This is a genomic window from Lysinibacillus sp. FSL K6-0075 (genome assembly GCF_038592945.1).
In the GTDB taxonomy this organism is placed as follows: Bacteria; Bacillota; Bacilli; order Bacillales_A; family Planococcaceae; genus Lysinibacillus; species Lysinibacillus fusiformis_F.
This window is the reverse complement of sequence record NZ_CP151947.1, coordinates 3,338,222-3,355,218: the sequence shown is the minus strand read 5'-3', so window position 1 is coordinate 3,355,218 and position 16,997 is coordinate 3,338,222. Positions and strand designations below refer to the sequence as shown.

General features: G+C 38.3%; 14 protein-coding genes, 1 riboswitch and 1 other annotated feature. Of the genes, 10 read left to right on the top strand and 4 right to left on the bottom strand.

Annotated elements, in window-relative coordinates; translation table 11 throughout:
- The first annotated feature begins 17 nt into the window (after positions 1–17).
- Positions 18–1,457 (top strand): MDR family MFS transporter, encoded by a 1,440-nt coding sequence (locus MHB65_RS16455; protein WP_342441067.1) that lies wholly within the window; start codon positions 18–20, stop codon positions 1,455–1,457.
- Positions 1,458–1,546: 89 nt separating this feature from the next.
- On the opposite strand, the gene MHB65_RS16450 is transcribed toward MHB65_RS16455, so the two are convergent.
- The 4 genes from MHB65_RS16450 to hisA all read right to left on the bottom strand — a co-directional run bounded on the left by MHB65_RS16450 (position 1,547) and on the right by hisA (position 4,344).
- Positions 1,547–2,296 (bottom strand): GTP pyrophosphokinase family protein, encoded by a 750-nt coding sequence (locus MHB65_RS16450; RefSeq protein ID WP_342441066.1) that lies wholly within the window; start codon positions 2,294–2,296, stop codon positions 1,547–1,549.
- Positions 2,286–3,161 (bottom strand): hypothetical protein, encoded by an 876-nt coding sequence (locus MHB65_RS16445; protein ID WP_342441065.1) that lies wholly within the window; start codon positions 3,159–3,161, stop codon positions 2,286–2,288. The genes MHB65_RS16450 and MHB65_RS16445 overlap by 11 nt, the downstream gene beginning before the upstream one ends.
- 131 nt (positions 3,162–3,292) lie before the next feature.
- A complete protein-coding gene (locus MHB65_RS16440) occupies positions 3,293–3,580 on the bottom strand; it encodes a hypothetical protein (RefSeq protein WP_205444573.1) in 288 nt (95 codons plus the stop codon).
- Positions 3,577–4,344, bottom strand: coding sequence for a phosphoribosylformimino-5-aminoimidazole carboxamide ribotide isomerase (hisA, locus tag MHB65_RS16435; protein WP_342441064.1), 768 nt, complete (start codon positions 4,342–4,344; stop codon positions 3,577–3,579). Before hisA ends, MHB65_RS16440 begins: the two co-directional genes overlap by 4 nt.
- A 188-nt stretch (positions 4,345–4,532) precedes the next feature.
- On the opposite strand from hisA, the gene MHB65_RS16430 reads away from it, so the two are divergent.
- The 9 genes from MHB65_RS16430 (at position 4,533) to MHB65_RS16390 (ending at position 16,959) form a co-directional block, all read left to right on the top strand.
- Positions 4,533–6,965, top strand: coding sequence for an ATP-dependent RecD-like DNA helicase (locus MHB65_RS16430; RefSeq protein WP_342441063.1), 2,433 nt, complete (start codon positions 4,533–4,535; stop codon positions 6,963–6,965).
- A 138-nt stretch (positions 6,966–7,103) separates the two neighbouring features.
- Positions 7,104–8,537, top strand: a complete 1,434-nt coding sequence (hpaB, locus tag MHB65_RS16425; protein ID WP_205444568.1) for a 4-hydroxyphenylacetate 3-monooxygenase, oxygenase component — start codon at positions 7,104–7,106, stop codon at positions 8,535–8,537.
- Positions 8,538–8,585: 48 nt separating this feature from the next.
- A riboswitch (M-box (ykoK) riboswitch) is annotated at positions 8,586–8,751 on the top strand.
- Between the two features lie 246 nt (positions 8,752–8,997).
- Positions 8,998–9,963 carry a magnesium/cobalt transporter CorA gene (gene corA, locus MHB65_RS16420; protein WP_342441062.1) on the top strand — a complete coding sequence of 322 codons (966 nt, stop codon included), beginning with the start codon at positions 8,998–9,000 and terminating at the stop codon, positions 9,961–9,963.
- A 68-nt stretch (positions 9,964–10,031) separates the two neighbouring features.
- Positions 10,032–10,248: a binding site (T-box leader), on the top strand.
- Positions 10,249–10,336: 88 nt separating this feature from the next.
- Positions 10,337–12,997 carry an alanine--tRNA ligase gene (alaS, locus tag MHB65_RS16415; RefSeq protein WP_342441061.1) on the top strand — a complete coding sequence of 887 codons (2,661 nt, stop codon included), beginning with the start codon at positions 10,337–10,339 and terminating at the stop codon, positions 12,995–12,997.
- Positions 12,998–13,085: 88 nt separating this feature from the next.
- Positions 13,086–13,352: an IreB family regulatory phosphoprotein gene (locus MHB65_RS16410; protein WP_004226839.1), complete on the top strand. Its 267-nt coding sequence runs from the start codon at positions 13,086–13,088 to the stop codon at positions 13,350–13,352.
- Positions 13,353–13,354: 2 nt separating this feature from the next.
- Positions 13,355–13,771: a Holliday junction resolvase RuvX gene (gene ruvX / locus MHB65_RS16405; RefSeq protein WP_016994166.1), complete on the top strand. Its 417-nt coding sequence runs from the start codon at positions 13,355–13,357 to the stop codon at positions 13,769–13,771.
- A gap of 19 nt (positions 13,772–13,790) precedes the next feature.
- Positions 13,791–14,099: a DUF1292 domain-containing protein gene (locus MHB65_RS16400; RefSeq protein WP_036124332.1), complete on the top strand. Its 309-nt coding sequence runs from the start codon at positions 13,791–13,793 to the stop codon at positions 14,097–14,099.
- Positions 14,100–15,352: 1,253 nt separating this feature from the next.
- The gene (locus tag MHB65_RS16395; protein ID WP_342441060.1) at positions 15,353–15,880 is read left to right on the top strand and encodes a DUF1292 domain-containing protein; all 528 of its coding nucleotides are present in this window, start codon (positions 15,353–15,355) and stop codon (positions 15,878–15,880) included.
- Positions 15,881–16,149: 269 nt separating this feature from the next.
- Positions 16,150–16,959, top strand: coding sequence for a MetQ/NlpA family ABC transporter substrate-binding protein (locus MHB65_RS16390; protein WP_342441059.1), 810 nt, complete (start codon positions 16,150–16,152; stop codon positions 16,957–16,959).
- Positions 16,960–16,997: the final 38 nt, after the last annotated feature.

Sequence of the window (16,997 nt, the reverse complement as noted above, 5' to 3'; positions counted from 1 at the left end):
AAGGAAAAGGTGACAGGATGAATAAAGTATTTATTGCACTATTACTTGTAACAGCACTCGCTGCAATTGAAGGAACAATTGTTAGTACAGCTATTCCAAGTATTACGGCTGATTTATTAGGCGTAGACTTAATAAGCTGGATTTATTCCGCTTATTTACTAGCTTCAGCCATTGCGGCAATTATTTTTGGTAAGCTAGCTGATTTATTTGGGCGCAAACGGATGATTATTACAGGTATTATTATTTTTTTAGTAGGTTCTATGTTATGTGGTTTAGCGCAATCCATGGAGCAATTAATAGTCTTCCGAGCAATTCAAGGTATTGGCGCAGGTTCAATTTTACCCATCACATTAACAATGGTTGGTGAATTGTTTAAGACTGAAAAAGAGCGTGCTAAAGGACAAAGTTATTTAAGTATGGTATGGGGCGTGTCTGGCGTAGTAGGTCCATTATTTGGAGGCTTTATTGTTGACCAAGTATCTTGGCATTTCATTTTCTTCATTAATGTACCATTTGGTTTAGCCTCAATCTATTTAATTGCTAAACATTATAAAGAACAACTAGAAGCAGTGAAGCGTAAAATTGACTATTTAGGTGCAGCATTTTTTACAATTGGCATGGTGGCACTGCTATTTGTTATTATCGAAAACAGCAAAACACAGACTTGGTTATCAGGTCAATCGCTGCTAATGTATGGGGTTGCTCTTGTATTCTTAAGTATTTTTATCTGGGTGGAGTTGCGAGCAGAGGAGCCAATTATTCCGTTAACTCTGTTTAAAAATGGACGACTAATGGTCATTAATGCATTAACTTTAAGTGGCATGTCTATTGTCATTGGTGTGACGGTTTATATTCCGATATTTGCCCAAAGTGTTTTAGGTAAAAATGCAACACAAGCTGGGTTATTATTAACACCGATGTCTATTTTTTGGACGGTGAACTCGATTATGGCAGGTTATTTAATCGGACGTTTAACAAATAAACGCATTATCCAAATGGGTACGATTTTACTTGTTACGGGTACGCTATTGTTGGCAAGATTATCTTCAGGTTCTAGTGATTTCAGCGTTTATTTCGCTTCATCATTAATTGGACTAGGGATGGGCTTTATTATGCCGATGTTGATGATTTCCATACAAAAGGTGGCAGATCCGAAGCAGCTTGGTATATCAATTGGTTTGAACTCCTTTACGAATACATTTAGCCAAGCGATTGGGGCAGCACTATTTGGTATGATTTTCAACCTAGCAACGAGTGAAAAAATGGCTTCATTAGGAAAAGGTGAAATTCAATTAAATGGTGAATTTGCAAAAGGTGGCTTTAATATAGAAGAAGTAAGCTTTTTAAAGGACACCATTGCGAATGGCGTCAGTTTCGTATATGTCGCTACCTTTATTTTTGCCATTTGTGCTCTTATTTTCTCCTTCTTTGTAGCAACGAAATCCAAGGCGCAATAGTGAATAAACAGTAAAATCCACCTCATATTCTGTAAGCATGCAGAGTGTGAGGTGGATTTTTCATTTGATGAACATATCTAAGAATGAATTTATTTTTTGAATAGAGCATTATCAATTATCTTACTGCCAGGAAGATCCGTTAAGTATTTAGCTAGATGGGTTATCGGGGTACTGTCTAGCAATGAAGGCTCTGCTTCATTTTCCTTTAAAATATTGATTTCTTTATTCAGTCGCTCCATTTTTCGATCTAACTCAGCTGCTTGTAGAGCGGCTTCCTTTAATTCAAGTCGAATATGCTCAGGTACTTCTTTGTTATATTTATAATAAATTTTGTGTTCTAAGCTTGCCCAGAAATCCATTGCAATTGTACGAATTTGGATCTCTGTATAGACCTTTTCCATATGGTCTGACATAAAGATAGGGATTTTAATGATGAGATGTAAGCTTTGGTAGCCATTTTCTTTTGGATTGGCTATATAATCTTTCACCTCAACAACTTCTATGTCATGCTGTGCTTGTAACATGGCGCTTACCTTGTAAATATCCTCCACGAAGGAACAGGTGATGCGAGCACCTGCTATATCACGAATATTTCCACGAACAGCCTCCATTGATGGAGGTAGCTCTTTTTTCATCATCTTTGTTAAAATACTTTTCGGTGATTTGACACGTGTAGAAATATGCTCAATTGGATTATATTCATGTATCAACTTAAATTCTTCTTGTAAGATATTAATTTTCGTTTCCACTTCTTGGAGAGCAAATTTGTAGGCTAAAAAGAAGCGTGTTAATTCAGTTTGGAATGATTTTAAAGTGTTTACTTCTAGTTCAGTTTTCATCGTTTGTAAATCCTTTCTTTCTTTGTTCGATTTTTATTTTTTGTAGGGCAGTGATTGCAATGAGATAGCCGATAATTGGTGAAATTCCATAGCCCATAATAGGCATTGGAAAATTACCAAGGAAAGTAACAAGGATTGTCATTAGAAAATATAGGCCTAAAGCCATTGCCAATGTATCTTTTTTCCATGGGATAAAAAATGGATATACTAACAATAGGAGTGCTACCACACCTAATAAAAGGAAAATTCTTCCCATATCAGCCACTAAAAAAATAATTTGCTCTACATATGGGACTGGAGCTAAATGATCAAGAAACATCCATGATGCTAGGACAAATATGGCTAATATAATTAGGGTAATATACTTCCCTTTCGAATTTTCTCTAGCTCGCCATAAAATAATGGTGGATGCACAAGCAAACGCAGTGAGTTGCCCTGCATCTGGTTGCATAATTAATATACCTTCTATGAGGATTATGAATCCTATAGAAAATAATAAATTTTTATTTTTTGAAAGCTTCCATAAATAAATAATTAACATAGGTAAAATAATACTAGCCATATAAAAATGAAATGGACCAAAAGTTATCCATCGATGGACACCCTCTATACCATTAAACCAAAAGGGCATAATGAGTAATATAATTAATACAGATGTGATAGAAAGAGGGCTTTTATCTAAAAGTTTAAGGCTAGTTTTAGTTAAAACAACATAGCAAAAACGAACGCCTACAATCCAGATGAATAGGTTTTGTATCCAAATAGAGAAGCCTACGCCGTAAGAGATCATGGTGATCATCCCTATGAGAAGGGCGGGAAGCATAAAAAAATAAGGTAGGAAATTTTGAGTATGAAGTTTAGCCATGTGAACCCCCTATAGTTCATGCTATACAATATATAACTCACATGACAATGAAAAGGTTTCAGAAATACGAGAAAGGAATAATGCAGAAGAGGTGTGGGGTTAAAACAAAGGGAAGCTAGTTACCCCTTGTTTTAACTAATAATTTCAGCATTTAAGTTATAACGCTTATTAAACTCATCAACGAAAACTTGTAAATCAATATAGGTTCCGATATAAGGTTCTGTTTCTTGATCGCGTAAAAAGCCACATGTTGCCTTTAATGATTTTGAAAATTCCAGTAACATTTGCTCGTTGTCAAGTTGCACTTGAATCGCAAGAGAATCATCTTTTTTATTCACTTTAAAATATTTACCATCTATGATTCTCTCTAAATTTGTTTCTTGAAATGGAAAAACATAATCTTTATAAATAAGCTTCACAAGATCCCGCCTTTTTTACAATATTCTACTACATCTGTATAAGGTAAATCGCCACCAAAAATAGAGAGCGCACTCCCAATGGTTACATGAAGCTTTCCATTGGCTAATTGGTTAAATCTTTCTAAGTCTTCAATTGATCGGACGCCGCCTGCATAGGTAGTAGGGATAGATGTCCAAGCAGCTAAATCCCGTACCAAACTTTCCTGCATGCCACCCTTCTTTCCTTCAACATCGACAGCATGAATTAACAGTTCATCACAAAAACCTTCAATATAAGCAATGGATGTTGCATTGACTTCGAAATGACTAAATGTAGTCCATTTATCTGTCATGACAAACCACTTCCCGTCACGCATCTTACAACTGAGATCGATGACAAGGTGTTCTTTACCAATTAATTGATTTAAATGCTTTAAACGTGCTAAATCTAGCTGACCATCATGAAAAATATAGGATGTGACAATGACATGTGAAGCGCCTGCATCAATATACTTTTGAGCATTGTCAGCTGTGATGCCACCACCAATTTGTAAGCCTTGAGGATAAGCTGTTAAAGCGGATAAGGCAGCATCTTCATTACCTGAACCGAGCATGATAACGTGTCCACCTGTTAAACGATCTTGGGCAAACATTTGTGCATAGTAGCTAGCGTCATGATGAGAAATAAAATTTTCTACAACTGCTTGATTCGTATACCCCAAAGTGCTCCCTACAATTTGTTTTACTTTGCCATCGTGTAAATCGATGCAAGGTCTAAATTCCAATAATTTCACAATCCTTCCGTGCAACTAATTCTTATTTATCATAGCATGGAACGGAGAATAAAGGCAGAGAATTGTCATTTGTCAAAATAATGTAAAATATTGAAGCGATTATATTTTTGGCTGCTATATTTTCATGAGGCTATGGTAAAATAAAAAGATTGAAAACTATAAGAAAGGACGGACCGAAAATGACAGATCACCTAGATTTATTTGAACTTAATAAATTTTTTATACTCGGACGTCCGATCGTCTCTATCTTTCATAATGCACAAAATATGTATTCGATTGTACGAGTGAAAATTCAAGAGACGAATTTGCAATATGAAGATAAAGAAATTATCGTTGTAGGTTATTTTCCACCATTACAAATGGATGAACAATATCGTTTTACTGGGATCTTAAAACAGCATCCTAAATACGGTGCTCAATTTCAAATTGAGACATTTACGAAAGAGGTTCCTGCAACTGAGCAAGGGATTATTCATTATTTATCTAGTGACTTATTCGTAGGGATTGGGAAAAAAACGGCTGAAACGATTGTTGAAAAACTAGGTGCTAATGCACTCCGTGTTATTTTAGAAGATCCTAGTGCACTCGATTCTGTTCCACGTCTATCCGCTGAAAAAAAAGAAGTCATTCATCGCACTATTGAGCAAAACTTAGGCTTAGAACGGGTCATGATTCAACTGAATGAGTGGGGATTTGGTCCCCAGCTTGGCATGAAAATCTATCAAACCTATCGAACAGAAGCCATTGAATTACTGACAGAAAATCCATACCGCTTGATTGAAGATGTTGAAGGGGTTGGTTTCTTTCGAGCTGACGAGCTAGGTGCAAAATTAGGTATAACCGGCAAACATCCTGATCGTGTCAAAGCAGCGATTTTCCATATTTTAAATACAGCTGCTTTATCGGATGGACATGTCTATCTAGATGCCGAACATGTTTTACCCCTCGTCAAGGAAATGCTTGAACAAAGCCAACGACAGGAGATACCATTCGAGGACATTTCTCAAGCCTGTATCGAACTGCGTGAAGAAGGCAAAATTTGTGGTGAAGAGACGAGGTTATATTTACCATCACTTTATTTTTCAGAGGTTGGAATTGCATCGAAAATCGTATCGCTAATTGAGCGAAATAACAAGGCTGAACATTTTAGTAAAGATGAAATTCGAAAAGCCATTGGGGAAACAGAGGAGCTACTCCATGTTACCTATGCAGAAACACAAGCAAATGCCATTGAACAGGCTTTAAATTCAGCTGTGATGATTTTAACGGGTGGCCCTGGTACGGGGAAAACGACTGTTGTACGTGGAGTCGTGGAAGTTTATGCAAAGCTTCATGGTTTATCCTTAAATCCAAAAGAGTATGCTCAAAAAGAAGAGCCTTTTCCGATCATCCTTTGTGCGCCAACTGGGCGTGCTGCTAAACGATTAGCCGAATCAACAGAGCTTCCTGCGATGACCATTCATCGACTGCTTGGCTTTACAGGGCAAGAAAAAGAGGAAGAAACAGAGCGGGAAGTGACAGGGAAGCTGATTATCGTGGATGAAATGTCCATGGTGGATACATGGCTCGCCCATCAATTATTAAAAGCTTTACATGAGGATGTACAGGTTGTCTTTGTAGGAGATCAGGATCAGCTCCCACCAGTGGGTCCAGGACAGGTATTAAAGGATTTATTAGCATCCAAACAGCTGCCAACTGTTGAGCTAACAGATGTTTACCGACAAGCAGAAGGCTCTACGATTATTGAACTAGCCCATCAAATAAAAAAAGGAACGATTCCAAAAGAGTTAACAGTTAAAACGTCTGATCGTTCGTTTATTAAAGCTTCAGCCGATCAAGTTGCCAATGTGGTCACACAGGTTGTCAAAAGTGCTGTCACAAAAGGTCAGGAAATCCGCAATATTCAAGTGCTAGCGCCCATGTATAAAGGACCGGCTGGCATAGATAATTTAAATAAAATGATTCAAGAGCTTATTAATCCAAATGATACAGGAACACGAAAAGAGCTAGTCTTTGGAGATGTCACCTATCGGATAAAAGATAAAGTCCTTCAGTTAGTCAATCAACCTGAAAGCAATGTCTTTAATGGAGATATGGGAGAGGTCATTAGTATTATTAAGGCAAAAGAGACGGTAGAAAAACAAGATTTACTGATCGTATCCTTTGATGGCATTGAAGTGACCTATCAACGAAGTGATCTCAATCAATTGACACTAGCTTATTGTTGTTCTATCCATAAATCGCAAGGCTCTGAGTTTCAAACGGTTATTATGCCTGTTGTTAGAGGGTATTCCAAAATGCTGCGGCGGAATCTTTTATACACAGGGATTACACGAGCTAAAAACTTTTTGATTTTATGTGGTGAACCTGATGTGCTTGCAGATGGCTTACAACGTACAGATGACCTACAGCGTTTCACCTCGTTACGTGCAAGACTTAATCCAATGGAAATCGATGAAGAGCTTGTGAAAGTAGAGGCAGTGCCGGTAGAAGATGAAGGAATGAACGAGCCTGTTTCCATTGAACAAAAGCTAACAGTAGAAACAGCCCCTTATATTCATCCAATGATTGGTATGAATGATGTCTCTCCATATGATTTTTTGGATGATTAAAATAAATACCATCAGCTATATGTACCCGATTAGACTGTCTAATCGGGTTTTTCTAATTGATCGTATCGTCACCTAATATTTGGACATTTCATATACTAGATGAGTACAAAAACATAGGAAATGTATAGGGGTGACAGCATGCCAATAATGACAGGGCAGCAGTATATTGAACGAATTGATGCTTTAAAAACGTATATTTCGATAGATGGGGAAGTCGTGACAGGAAAGGTGTCAGAACATCCTGCCTTTAAAGGAATTATGCAAAGTCAAGCGAAACTTTTTGATTTACAACATCAAGCGGCATTTCTTGAAAAAATGACCTATGAATCGCCAACTAGCAAACAGAGAGTTGGCATGTCCTTTCTTCAAGTATTGACGCCAGAAGATCTTGTGAAAAGGCGCCATGCGGCAAGGGAGTGGGCATTATCTTCTCATGGTTTTATGGGGAGAAGCCCTGATTATATGAATACAACATTAATGGCCTTGGCATCGGCGTCAGACTTTTTAAAAGATAAGCCAAATTGTTTTCCAGAGCATTTGCTGAAGTTTTATGAGTATGCTCGTGAAAATGATATTACGATGACACATACCTTTATCGAACCACAGGTAAATCGCAAGCGCTATTACTATGAGGATGAAGAAGTGACCATTGCTGCTAAAATTATTGGAAAGACAAGTGAAGGCTTAGTCATCAAAGGAGCAAGATTACTCGCAACACAAGGTGGCATAACGGATGAGCTCCTTGTTTTATCAACAAATGGCTATGATGAGGGAAAAGGTTTTGGCTTTTCTATACCGAGTAACACCAAAGGACTAAAGTTTTTATGTCGGCAATCATTTGTAGGAGGAGATTCTACCTTTGATTATCCGTTAAGTGCGCGTTTTGAAGAAATGGATGCAATCGTTGTGTTTGATGATGTAGTTGTCCCATGGGAACGCGTTTTTTACTACGAAAATGTGGAAGTAGCCAATCAATTTATGAATGTCAGCGGCTTCCAAGCTTACAGTTTACATCAAGTGCTTTCTCGTCAAATTGCGAAGACCGAATTTGTACTAGGCGTTGTGCAGTCGATTGTGGACACCATTAATATCGGTGACTACCAACATGTACAACAAAAAGTGGTGGATGTGATTGTGACATTAGAAACGATGAAGGCAATGCTAGTAAAATCAGAAATAGATGCACACAGAGATATGTTTGGCTTTCTTCGACCAGATCTCTCAACATTGCAAGTAGCCATTCAAATTTTCCCGAAAGTTTATCCAACTTTTACGGAAATTATCCAGCAACTTGGGGCAAGTGGATTGATGTCCATACCGACTGAAAAAGCTTTTGCAGCAGATGAGGGTGACCTAGAACATTATTTACAATCATTCCAAGATAAAGGCGAGGAGCGAGTAAAGAAATTCCGTTTAGCATGGGATTTAACGATGAGTAGTTTTGGCACAAGGCAAACATTGTACGAACGCTTTTTCTTTGGTGATCCTGTGCGTTTATCTAGCCTGCTCTATCAATCTTATCAACGGGAGCATTTAGTGCAAAGAGTGGAAGACTTTTTGAAAAATGATTGATTGACAGTCATGAGGCAATCCGCTATGATGTGGAGGAACAAAAAATTAATATCCCTTCGTTAGGTGAGGCTCCTATGCTGGAGATACGCTACTACCCAAAAATGTCGAGAGACGCCAATGGGTCAACAGAAATCATCGAAATAAGGTGTTTTTTAACGTAGCTGGACATATTCCTATGCCGCATAGTGCTAAAACTCAACGTTTGAAGGTAACAAGCATGCAATGTTTTTAATTGCTATTTTTTGATATGTGTATTCAACACGCCTTCATTCGTAGAAGGCGTGTTTTTGTTATGAAAGGAAGGTGATGAGAAATGGATAGTAGTCCTGAACCGAATAAGTTTCATTTAGGCAAACGGAAACAATTAAAAAGTCATCGATTTCTGATCACCGATGCAGACAAAAGGTGATAAAGGATGACCTTTTGTTTCCCTCAATAACAAAACACGAGGTGAAATGCAATGATTAAAATCCACTATTATAATAACAGCAGCAAGACAGTCCAACATGATTTCAATATGATTGATTTACAACTTCCTATCCCTAACGAAGACTTATTATGGGTAGATTTATATGCGTATAGTTATAATGAATTGAATAATATTGCAGATATATTTGGCTTTCATCCACTAGCAGTGGAAGATTGCTTACATGAGGGCTCACGTCCGAAAATGGATAGTTATGGTGATTATAAATTTTTTGTGCTCCATGCACCAATCTATAATGAGAAAAGTAATAATGAAATTACAACAGTGGAGTTAAATATTTTTATGGGACCAAACTATATTGTAACTGTGCATAAACAAAAGTTGCAATGGCTAGGCAACATGGAGAATGTTTGTATCAATAGTCCAAAATATTTGGAAAAGGGTACTGATTTTTTATTGCATACCATTATTGACGGGATTACAGACGAATACTTCCCGGTATTAGAACGAATTCGAGCACGTATAGATGAACTGGAAGAAGAAATTTATGATTATCAACCAAAAGTGGTGACAGAGGAATTTCTTGCACTGAAGCGGACAATTATTTTAATTCGTCAGGCCATTATGCCACAAAGAAGAATTTTTTCAACAATCAATGGCCAGTGGAAATTTGATATTCAAGAAGAAAATATTCCATTCTATAAAGATTTGAATGACCATCTAGAACGAATTGTCGACTCCACAGAGACTTATCGTGATTTAGTTAACAGCACGCTTGATACGTATTTTTCAATAATCAGTGGTAAATCTATTGAAAAGCTGAATTTATTAACGGTCATTTCGACAATTATGTTGCCGCTATCTGTAATTACTAGCTTTTTTGGTATGAATGTACCTTTACCTTATCAAGATTCACCCTATACAACTATTGCGATCAGTGCCTTTTTAGTTATTTTTACGTGGGGTATGTGGGTATATTTCAAAAAAATGATTGCTTAGTTCGTGTTAGTCATACTAGTACTAATTGACAGCGCAATAGATTTTTTTTATAATTTTTGATAGAAAAAGTAAAAACGATGATGGAAAAAGTACGTATTTGTCTGTGTACAAGAAAGGGATTTCTAGGCTGAAAAAATCCTCACAGCAGCAAATGCCGAAAGCTACTCCAGAGTGCAGCTAATCCCTGCCGTTCACTGACGTTACAAGTGCTAAAGAGGTAAGTAAGAATTTTTACTTACAACTAGGGTGGTACCGCGAGACTAATGACAAGTCCTCGTCCCTTTTTTGGGGATGAGGGCTTTTTTTATTTTCTTCGGTAAATCGCAGGATTCGTATCGTGATTTTACAATATTAAATAGGAGGAATTTATCCAATGAAAGCAGTAGATATTCGCCGTATGTATTTGGAATTTTTTAAAGAAAAGGGGCACCATCATGAGCCATCAGCACCACTTGTGCCGATAAATGACCCATCACTCCTTTGGATCAACTCAGGTGTTGCAACATTGAAACCATATTTCGATGGGCGTATCATTCCTGATAATCCACGTATTACAAATGCACAAAAATCAATCCGTACCAACGATATTGAGAATGTTGGGAAAACAGCTCGTCACCATACGTTCTTTGAAATGTTAGGAAACTTCTCTATTGGTGACTACTTCAAAAAAGAAGCGATTCATTACGCTTGGGAGTTTTTAACGGATAAAAAATGGATGGGCTTTGATCCAGCGTTATTATCCATTACGATTCACCCAGAAGATCAGGAAGCATATGATGTTTGGCATCAGGAAATTGGTATTCCAGAAGAACGTTTAATTCGTTTAGAAGGAAATTTCTGGGATATCGGAGAAGGTCCATCTGGTCCTAACTCAGAGATTTTTTATGATCGTGGTGTAGAATACGGCTCAGATGATAATGATCCTGAAATGTATCCAGGTGGGGAAAACGAGCGTTATCTTGAAATTTGGAACCTTGTGTTCTCTCAATTCAACCATAATCCTGATGGCACTTACACGCCACTACCAAAGCAAAATATTGATACAGGTATGGGCTTAGAGCGTATTGTATCAGTCGTTCAAAATGTACCAACGAACTTTGATACAGATTTATTTATGCCAATCATTGAAAAAATCGAGGAATTTGCCAACCGTAAATATAAGCGTCCTGGTGAAGTAGATTTAAATGAAATCTTTGGCTCAGAAGAAGATATTAATACACCATTTAAAGTGATTGCAGACCATATCCGTACAGTAGCATTTGCTATAGGCGATGGTGCCCTGCCATCCAACGAAGGCCGTGGCTATGTATTACGTCGCTTACTACGTCGTGCTGTTCGTTATGCTAAGCAAATTGGTATTGAAAAACCATTTATGTTTGAACTTGTACCAACTGTGGGTAAAATTATGGAAGACTTCTATCCAGAAGTTACGGAGAAATGCGAATTTATTCAACGTGTCATTAAAAATGAAGAAATTCGTTTCCATGAAACATTAGACGGTGGTTTGGCTATCTTTAATGAAGTAGTGGAATCTCAAAAAGCAGCTGGTCATGATTATATTCCAGGAGCAGATGCTTTCCGTTTATATGATACTTATGGATTCCCAATCGAGTTAACGGAAGAATATGCAGAAGAAGTCGGCATGAAAGTAGATCATGAAGGTTTTGAAGCAGCGATGGAAGAACAACGTGAACGTGCGCGTGCTGCTCGTCAAGATGTTGACTCGATGCAAGTACAGAATGAAGTATTAGCAAACTTAACGGTTGCAAGTGAATTTGTTGGCTATGATACGTTAACAGCTAGTACTGAAATCGCTGCAATGATCGTCAATGGTCAAGTAGCAAAAGTCGCTTCAGAAGGTCAAGAAGCATTGGTTATTTTAGCGAAGACACCATTCTACACTGAAATGGGTGGCCAAATTGCCGATAGTGGTACGATTTCAAATGATAGCTTTACGGCTATTGTAAAAGATGTTCAAAAAGCACCGAATGGTCAACCGCTTCATACAGTAGTAGTTGAATCTGGTGAAATGCATGTGGAAGATGCAGTGCAAGCAGTGGTCAATCGTGATGATCGTAATTTAATCATTAAAAACCATACAGCGACACATATTATGCAACGTGCATTAAAAGATGTGCTAGGCGATCATGTGAACCAAGCTGGATCATATGTTGGCCCTGACCGTTTACGCTTTGACTTCTCTCACTTTGGTCAAGTTACAAAAGAAGAATTACAACAAATTGAACGTATTGTAAATGAAAAAGTGTGGGATGATATAGAGGTCGTTATTGAAGAAAAAGGCATTGATGAAGCAAAAGCAATGGGTGCCATGGCCTTGTTCGGTGAAAAATATGGAGATGTTGTACGTGTAGTATCAATTGGAGATTATTCTATTGAGCTATGTGGTGGTATCCATGTTAAACGCTCTTCTGAAATTGGCTTCTTCAAAATTGTTTCAGAAGGTGGTATCGGTGCAGGTACTCGTCGTATTGAAGCTGTTACAGGTAGAGTTGCTTATGAAGCAGTAAAAGAAGAAGAAGCATTATTAAATGATGCAGCAGCATTATTAAAAGCGAATGCTAAAGATATTGTCACAAAAGTACAGGCATTACAAGCCGACTATAAAGAATTGCAACGTGAAAACGAAGCATTATCTCAAAAAATCGCCAATGCACAAGCAGGAGCAATTGTAGATGCCGCTCAAATAATTGGAGATGTGACAGTTCTTTCTACAAAAGTGGAAGCGAAGGATAACAATCAACTTCGTCAAATGATGGATGACTTGAAAGTGAAAATGCCAAAAGCAGTCATTGTTCTTGGAGCAGTTGATGGCGAAAAAGTCATGTTATGTGCTGGTGTTTCAAAAGAATTAGTTGGTGGCAATTACCATGCGGGGAATATTGTGAAAATGGTTGCAGAAGCATGCGGTGGTAAAGGTGGCGGTCGTCCAGATATGGCGATGGCAGGTGCAAAAGATGCATCAAAACTTGATGACGCACTACTTTCTGTGTATGATTATATTAAATCCATTTAATTAATTCACCAAAACATGTTATAATAAAGAGAAATTGGAGATGAGCGTGTTTGCACATCTCCTTATTTCTGAAAGCGAGGTGCTGGTCATGAGTTCATTTGATCAAACGATGAAATTTAATTTTCCAGAAGAATCAATGGAACAGGAAGTCAAGCAGGTAATGTTGAAAGTACATTCTTCATTAGAGGAAAAGGGATATAATCCTATCAATCAGATTGTTGGTTACTTACTTTCTGGTGATCCGGCGTATATTCCTCGCCATCAGGATGCTCGTAATTTAATTCGCAAGCTTGAGCGTGACGAAATTCTAGAGGAGCTTGTTAAATTTTATATCAAAAAGAATAACGAGGACTAGAAATGAGAATTATGGGATTAGACGTTGGGTCGAAAACTGTTGGTGTGGCAGTAAGTGATGCACTGGGGTGGACTGCTCAAGGTATTGAAACCGTAAAAATTGATGAGGCTAACGGAGAGTTCGGCATTGACCGCATCGCCGAGCTAGTAAAGGAATATACTATAACAGAATTTGTTGTAGGATACCCAAAAAACATGAATAATACGGTAGGACCGCGTGGTGAAGCATCCGAGAACTATAAAAAGTTGTTGGAAGAAACATTTTCACTACCGGTTAAGTTATGGGATGAACGTTTAACGACGATGGCTGCAGAACGCATGCTGATTGAAGCGGACGTGAGTCGCAAAAAGCGCAAGCAGGTCATTGATAAAATGGCAGCTGTGATGATTTTACAAGGCTACTTAGATAGCAAAAATTAATTGATGAGGTGACTTAGGCATGACACACGAGCATAACCATGAAGAAGAACTACATGTTCAACACATTACAGTGATTGACGAAAACGGAAACGAGCAGCTTTGTGAAGTGATTCACGTTCATGAATCTCCAGAGTTTGGCAAATCATATGTGTTTTACTCAATGGTAGGTGCAGAGGAAGATGAAGATGGTTCAGTTGAAATCTTTGTATCTTCATTCGTACCATCTGAAAATGGTGAAGATGGTGAATTAACACCAATCGAAACTGAAGCAGAGTGGGATATGGTAGAGGACGTTTTAAATGCATTAGAGGATGAAAACGAAGAATAATCTTCTAACTTCAAAGCTAGGAACAAGGATCGCAGCTTGCAGTCCTTGTTCCTTTTTTATTGACACTCTTCTTTGTACAAGGATTGTTAAATTAAGGAGTGAATGCTCGAAGATATGTGAATTTTGATCCACAAATGATGAGGATTGCTCTTAAAATGAGGCGACCCGCTCAGAAGTAGAGAAGAAGTGCTCCTAAAATGTGAGAATCCGTTCAAAAGTAGGTAAGAAGTGCTCCTAAGGAGGGTGGACCCGCTCAGAAGTAGGGAAGAAGTGCTCCAAAAATAGGAGAACCCGCTCAGAAGTAGGGAAGAAGTGCTCCTAAAATGAGTGGACCCACTCAGAAGTAGAGAAGAAGTGCTCCTAAGGAGGGTGGACCCGCTCAAAAGTAGGTAAGAAGCGCTCCTAAGGTGGGGCGACCCGCTCAAAAGTAGGGAAGAAGCGCTCCTAAGGAGGGTGGACCCGCTCAAAAGTAGGTAAGAAGCGCTCCTAAGATGAGGCGACCCGCTCAAAAATAGAGAAGAAGCGTTCCTAAGATGGGGTGATCCGCTCAAAAATAGAGAAGAAGCGCTCCTAAAATGTGAGAACCCGCTCAGAAGTAGAGAAGAAGCGCTCTTAAGGAGGGTGGACCCGCTCAAAAGAAGAGAAGAAGCGCTCCTAAGATGGGGCGACCCGCTCAAAAGTAAAGAAGAAGCGCTCCTAAGATGGGGCGACCCGCTCAAAAGTAAGTAAGAAGCGCTCCTAAGGTGGGGCGACCCGCTCAGAAGTAGGGAAGAAGTGCTCCTAAGATGGGGCGACCCGCTCAAAAATAGGGAAGAAGTGCTCCTAAAATGAGGGGACCCGCTCAAAAGTAGAGAAGAAGCGCTCCTAAGGAGGGTGGACCCGCTCAAAAGTAGAGAAGAAGCGCTCCTAAGATGGGGCGACCCGCTCAGAAGTAGGTAAGAAGTGCTCCTAAGATGGGGCGACCCGCTCAAAAGTAGGGAAGAAGCGCTCCTAAGGAGGGTGGACCCGCTCAGAAGTAGAGAAGAAGCGCTCCTAAGGAGGGTGGACCCGCTCAAAAGTAAGGAAGAAGCGCTCCTAAGATGGGGCGACCCGCTCAAAAGTAGGTAAGAAGCGCTCCTAAGGAGGGTGGACCCGCTCAAAAGTAGAGAAGCTCCGCTCGAAAATAGAAGAACCTAATCAAAAAGTGCCTTAACCCCACTAAATAAAAAACTTTTTAATAATTGACATCAAATTGTCAAAAAGGAGGAAACCGTATGAATGAAGAAACGCAAGAATTTATGATTATCGGAAAAGATGGAAAGGAACAGCAGTGTCGTGTGGTCTTTACATTTGATGCAGAGGACAAGTCTTATGTGTTATTTTCTCTTGTAGATGAAAAAGGTCAAGAAATCCCAGGGGACCTTTCAGCGATGACTTTTGATTACGATGATAATACAGGTGAGATGACCAATTTACAGCCTGTTGAAACAGATACAGAATGGGAAATGATTAATGAAGTGGTGTTAACACTACTTGATGAATTTGAGGAAGAGCCACAGCTAATTACGGTGACGGACGAAGAAGGGAAAGATCAAGTTTGTGAAGTCATTCATACGTTTTCATCTGAGCAATTCGGTAAATCGTATGTTTTGTATGTACCAGCGACGGATGAACCTATGGGGGAACGAGATATTTTTGCGGCTCAATATCTGTCTGGAAATGACGGTTCTATAGAAGAATTATTACCAATTGAAACTGATGAAGAATGGGCATTTGTTGAAGATGTATTAAACGAATTGTAAAAACTCTGAGTGGCTAACAACCACTCAGAGTTTTTTGTTTATTAATAGAAATTTTCTATCAATGGTCTAAAAATATTCTATCTGTAAATGGAATTTTTGTATTTTTAAATGAATTTAAGGGATTTTCGAGAAAAAACATGTATTTCTCCTCTTCGTTTTCTGAATTTTTTAATAAATAGAATAAAAGAGGCATTGACCAATTCTGAGTAAATAGATAAGATTTGTTTTAAATTAAACCAAGTAAATTTATTTACTAAGGAGGAAATGTGATGAGATTAGGTTTGAAATTGCTTATCGGTGCATTGGTAATAGGCTTGTTGGCTGGTTGCACAAACAAAGGAGAGGCTAGTAAAGAGGACATTGTAACATTAAAAGTAGGAGCTGCCAGTGTTCCTCATGCGGAAGTATTGGAGTATTTAGCAAAAGATCTTGAAACGGATGGAGTGAAACTAGACATTACCATAATAAAAGATGCTGTTCAAACGAACCAACAAACGGCAGATGGCGAGCTGGATTTTAACTATTTTCAACATGTTCCGTTTTTAGAACAGACGAATAAAGAAAGTCATTTAGATTTAGTCAGTGTAAAAGGAATTCATATTGAACCATTTGGTGTGTATTCGAAGAAAATAAAAAAAATTAATGATTTGCCACAAAATGCAAAGGTTGCTGTACCTAATGATGTTGTCAATTTTTCACGAGCGTTATTACTTTTTCAAAATAATGGCTTGATTGAATTAGATAAAACCAAGAAAAGTGATTATACAGTCGAAGATATTACGAAAAATGAGAAGAGTATTCAATTTATAGGTGTTGATTCTCCATTACTTGTTCGTTCATTAGATGATGTCGAAGCATCTGCTATTAATACAAATTATGCCTTAGAAGGGGGCTATAATCCTGTGAAGGATGCCCTCATTATAGAAGATTCTGAATCACCCTATGTCAATATAATAGCATCGACAAATGAAAAAAAGGATGATCCAGCTATACAGACAGTTGTTAAGTGGTTAACAAGTGAAAAGGCGCGTTCTTTCTTTGAAGATCAGTATAAGGGTGCTGTTGTCCCAGCATTTTAAAGCTTTGCAATCAACATAAATGCTAAGGAGGTAGACGT

Coding starts and splice junctions, on each gene's coding strand:
- MHB65_RS16455 (WP_342441067.1), top strand. CDS start 18: ATGAATAAAGTATTTATTGCACTATTACTTGTAACAGCACTCGCTGCA.
- MHB65_RS16450 (WP_342441066.1), bottom strand. CDS start 2,296: ATGAAAACTGAACTAGAAGTAAACACTTTAAAATCATTCCAAACTGAA.
- MHB65_RS16430 (WP_342441063.1), top strand. CDS start 4,533: ATGACAGATCACCTAGATTTATTTGAACTTAATAAATTTTTTATACTC.
- ruvX (WP_016994166.1), top strand. CDS start 13,355: ATGAGAATTATGGGATTAGACGTTGGGTCGAAAACTGTTGGTGTGGCA.
- MHB65_RS16410 (WP_004226839.1), top strand. CDS start 13,086: ATGAGTTCATTTGATCAAACGATGAAATTTAATTTTCCAGAAGAATCA.
- MHB65_RS16390 (WP_342441059.1), top strand. CDS start 16,150: ATGAGATTAGGTTTGAAATTGCTTATCGGTGCATTGGTAATAGGCTTG.
- MHB65_RS16445 (WP_342441065.1), bottom strand. CDS start 3,161: ATGGCTAAACTTCATACTCAAAATTTCCTACCTTATTTTTTTATGCTT.
- alaS (WP_342441061.1), top strand. CDS start 10,337: ATGAAAGCAGTAGATATTCGCCGTATGTATTTGGAATTTTTTAAAGAA.
- hpaB (WP_205444568.1), top strand. CDS start 7,104: ATGCCAATAATGACAGGGCAGCAGTATATTGAACGAATTGATGCTTTA.
- MHB65_RS16395 (WP_342441060.1), top strand. CDS start 15,353: ATGAATGAAGAAACGCAAGAATTTATGATTATCGGAAAAGATGGAAAG.
- corA (WP_342441062.1), top strand. CDS start 8,998: ATGATTAAAATCCACTATTATAATAACAGCAGCAAGACAGTCCAACAT.
- MHB65_RS16400 (WP_036124332.1), top strand. CDS start 13,791: ATGACACACGAGCATAACCATGAAGAAGAACTACATGTTCAACACATT.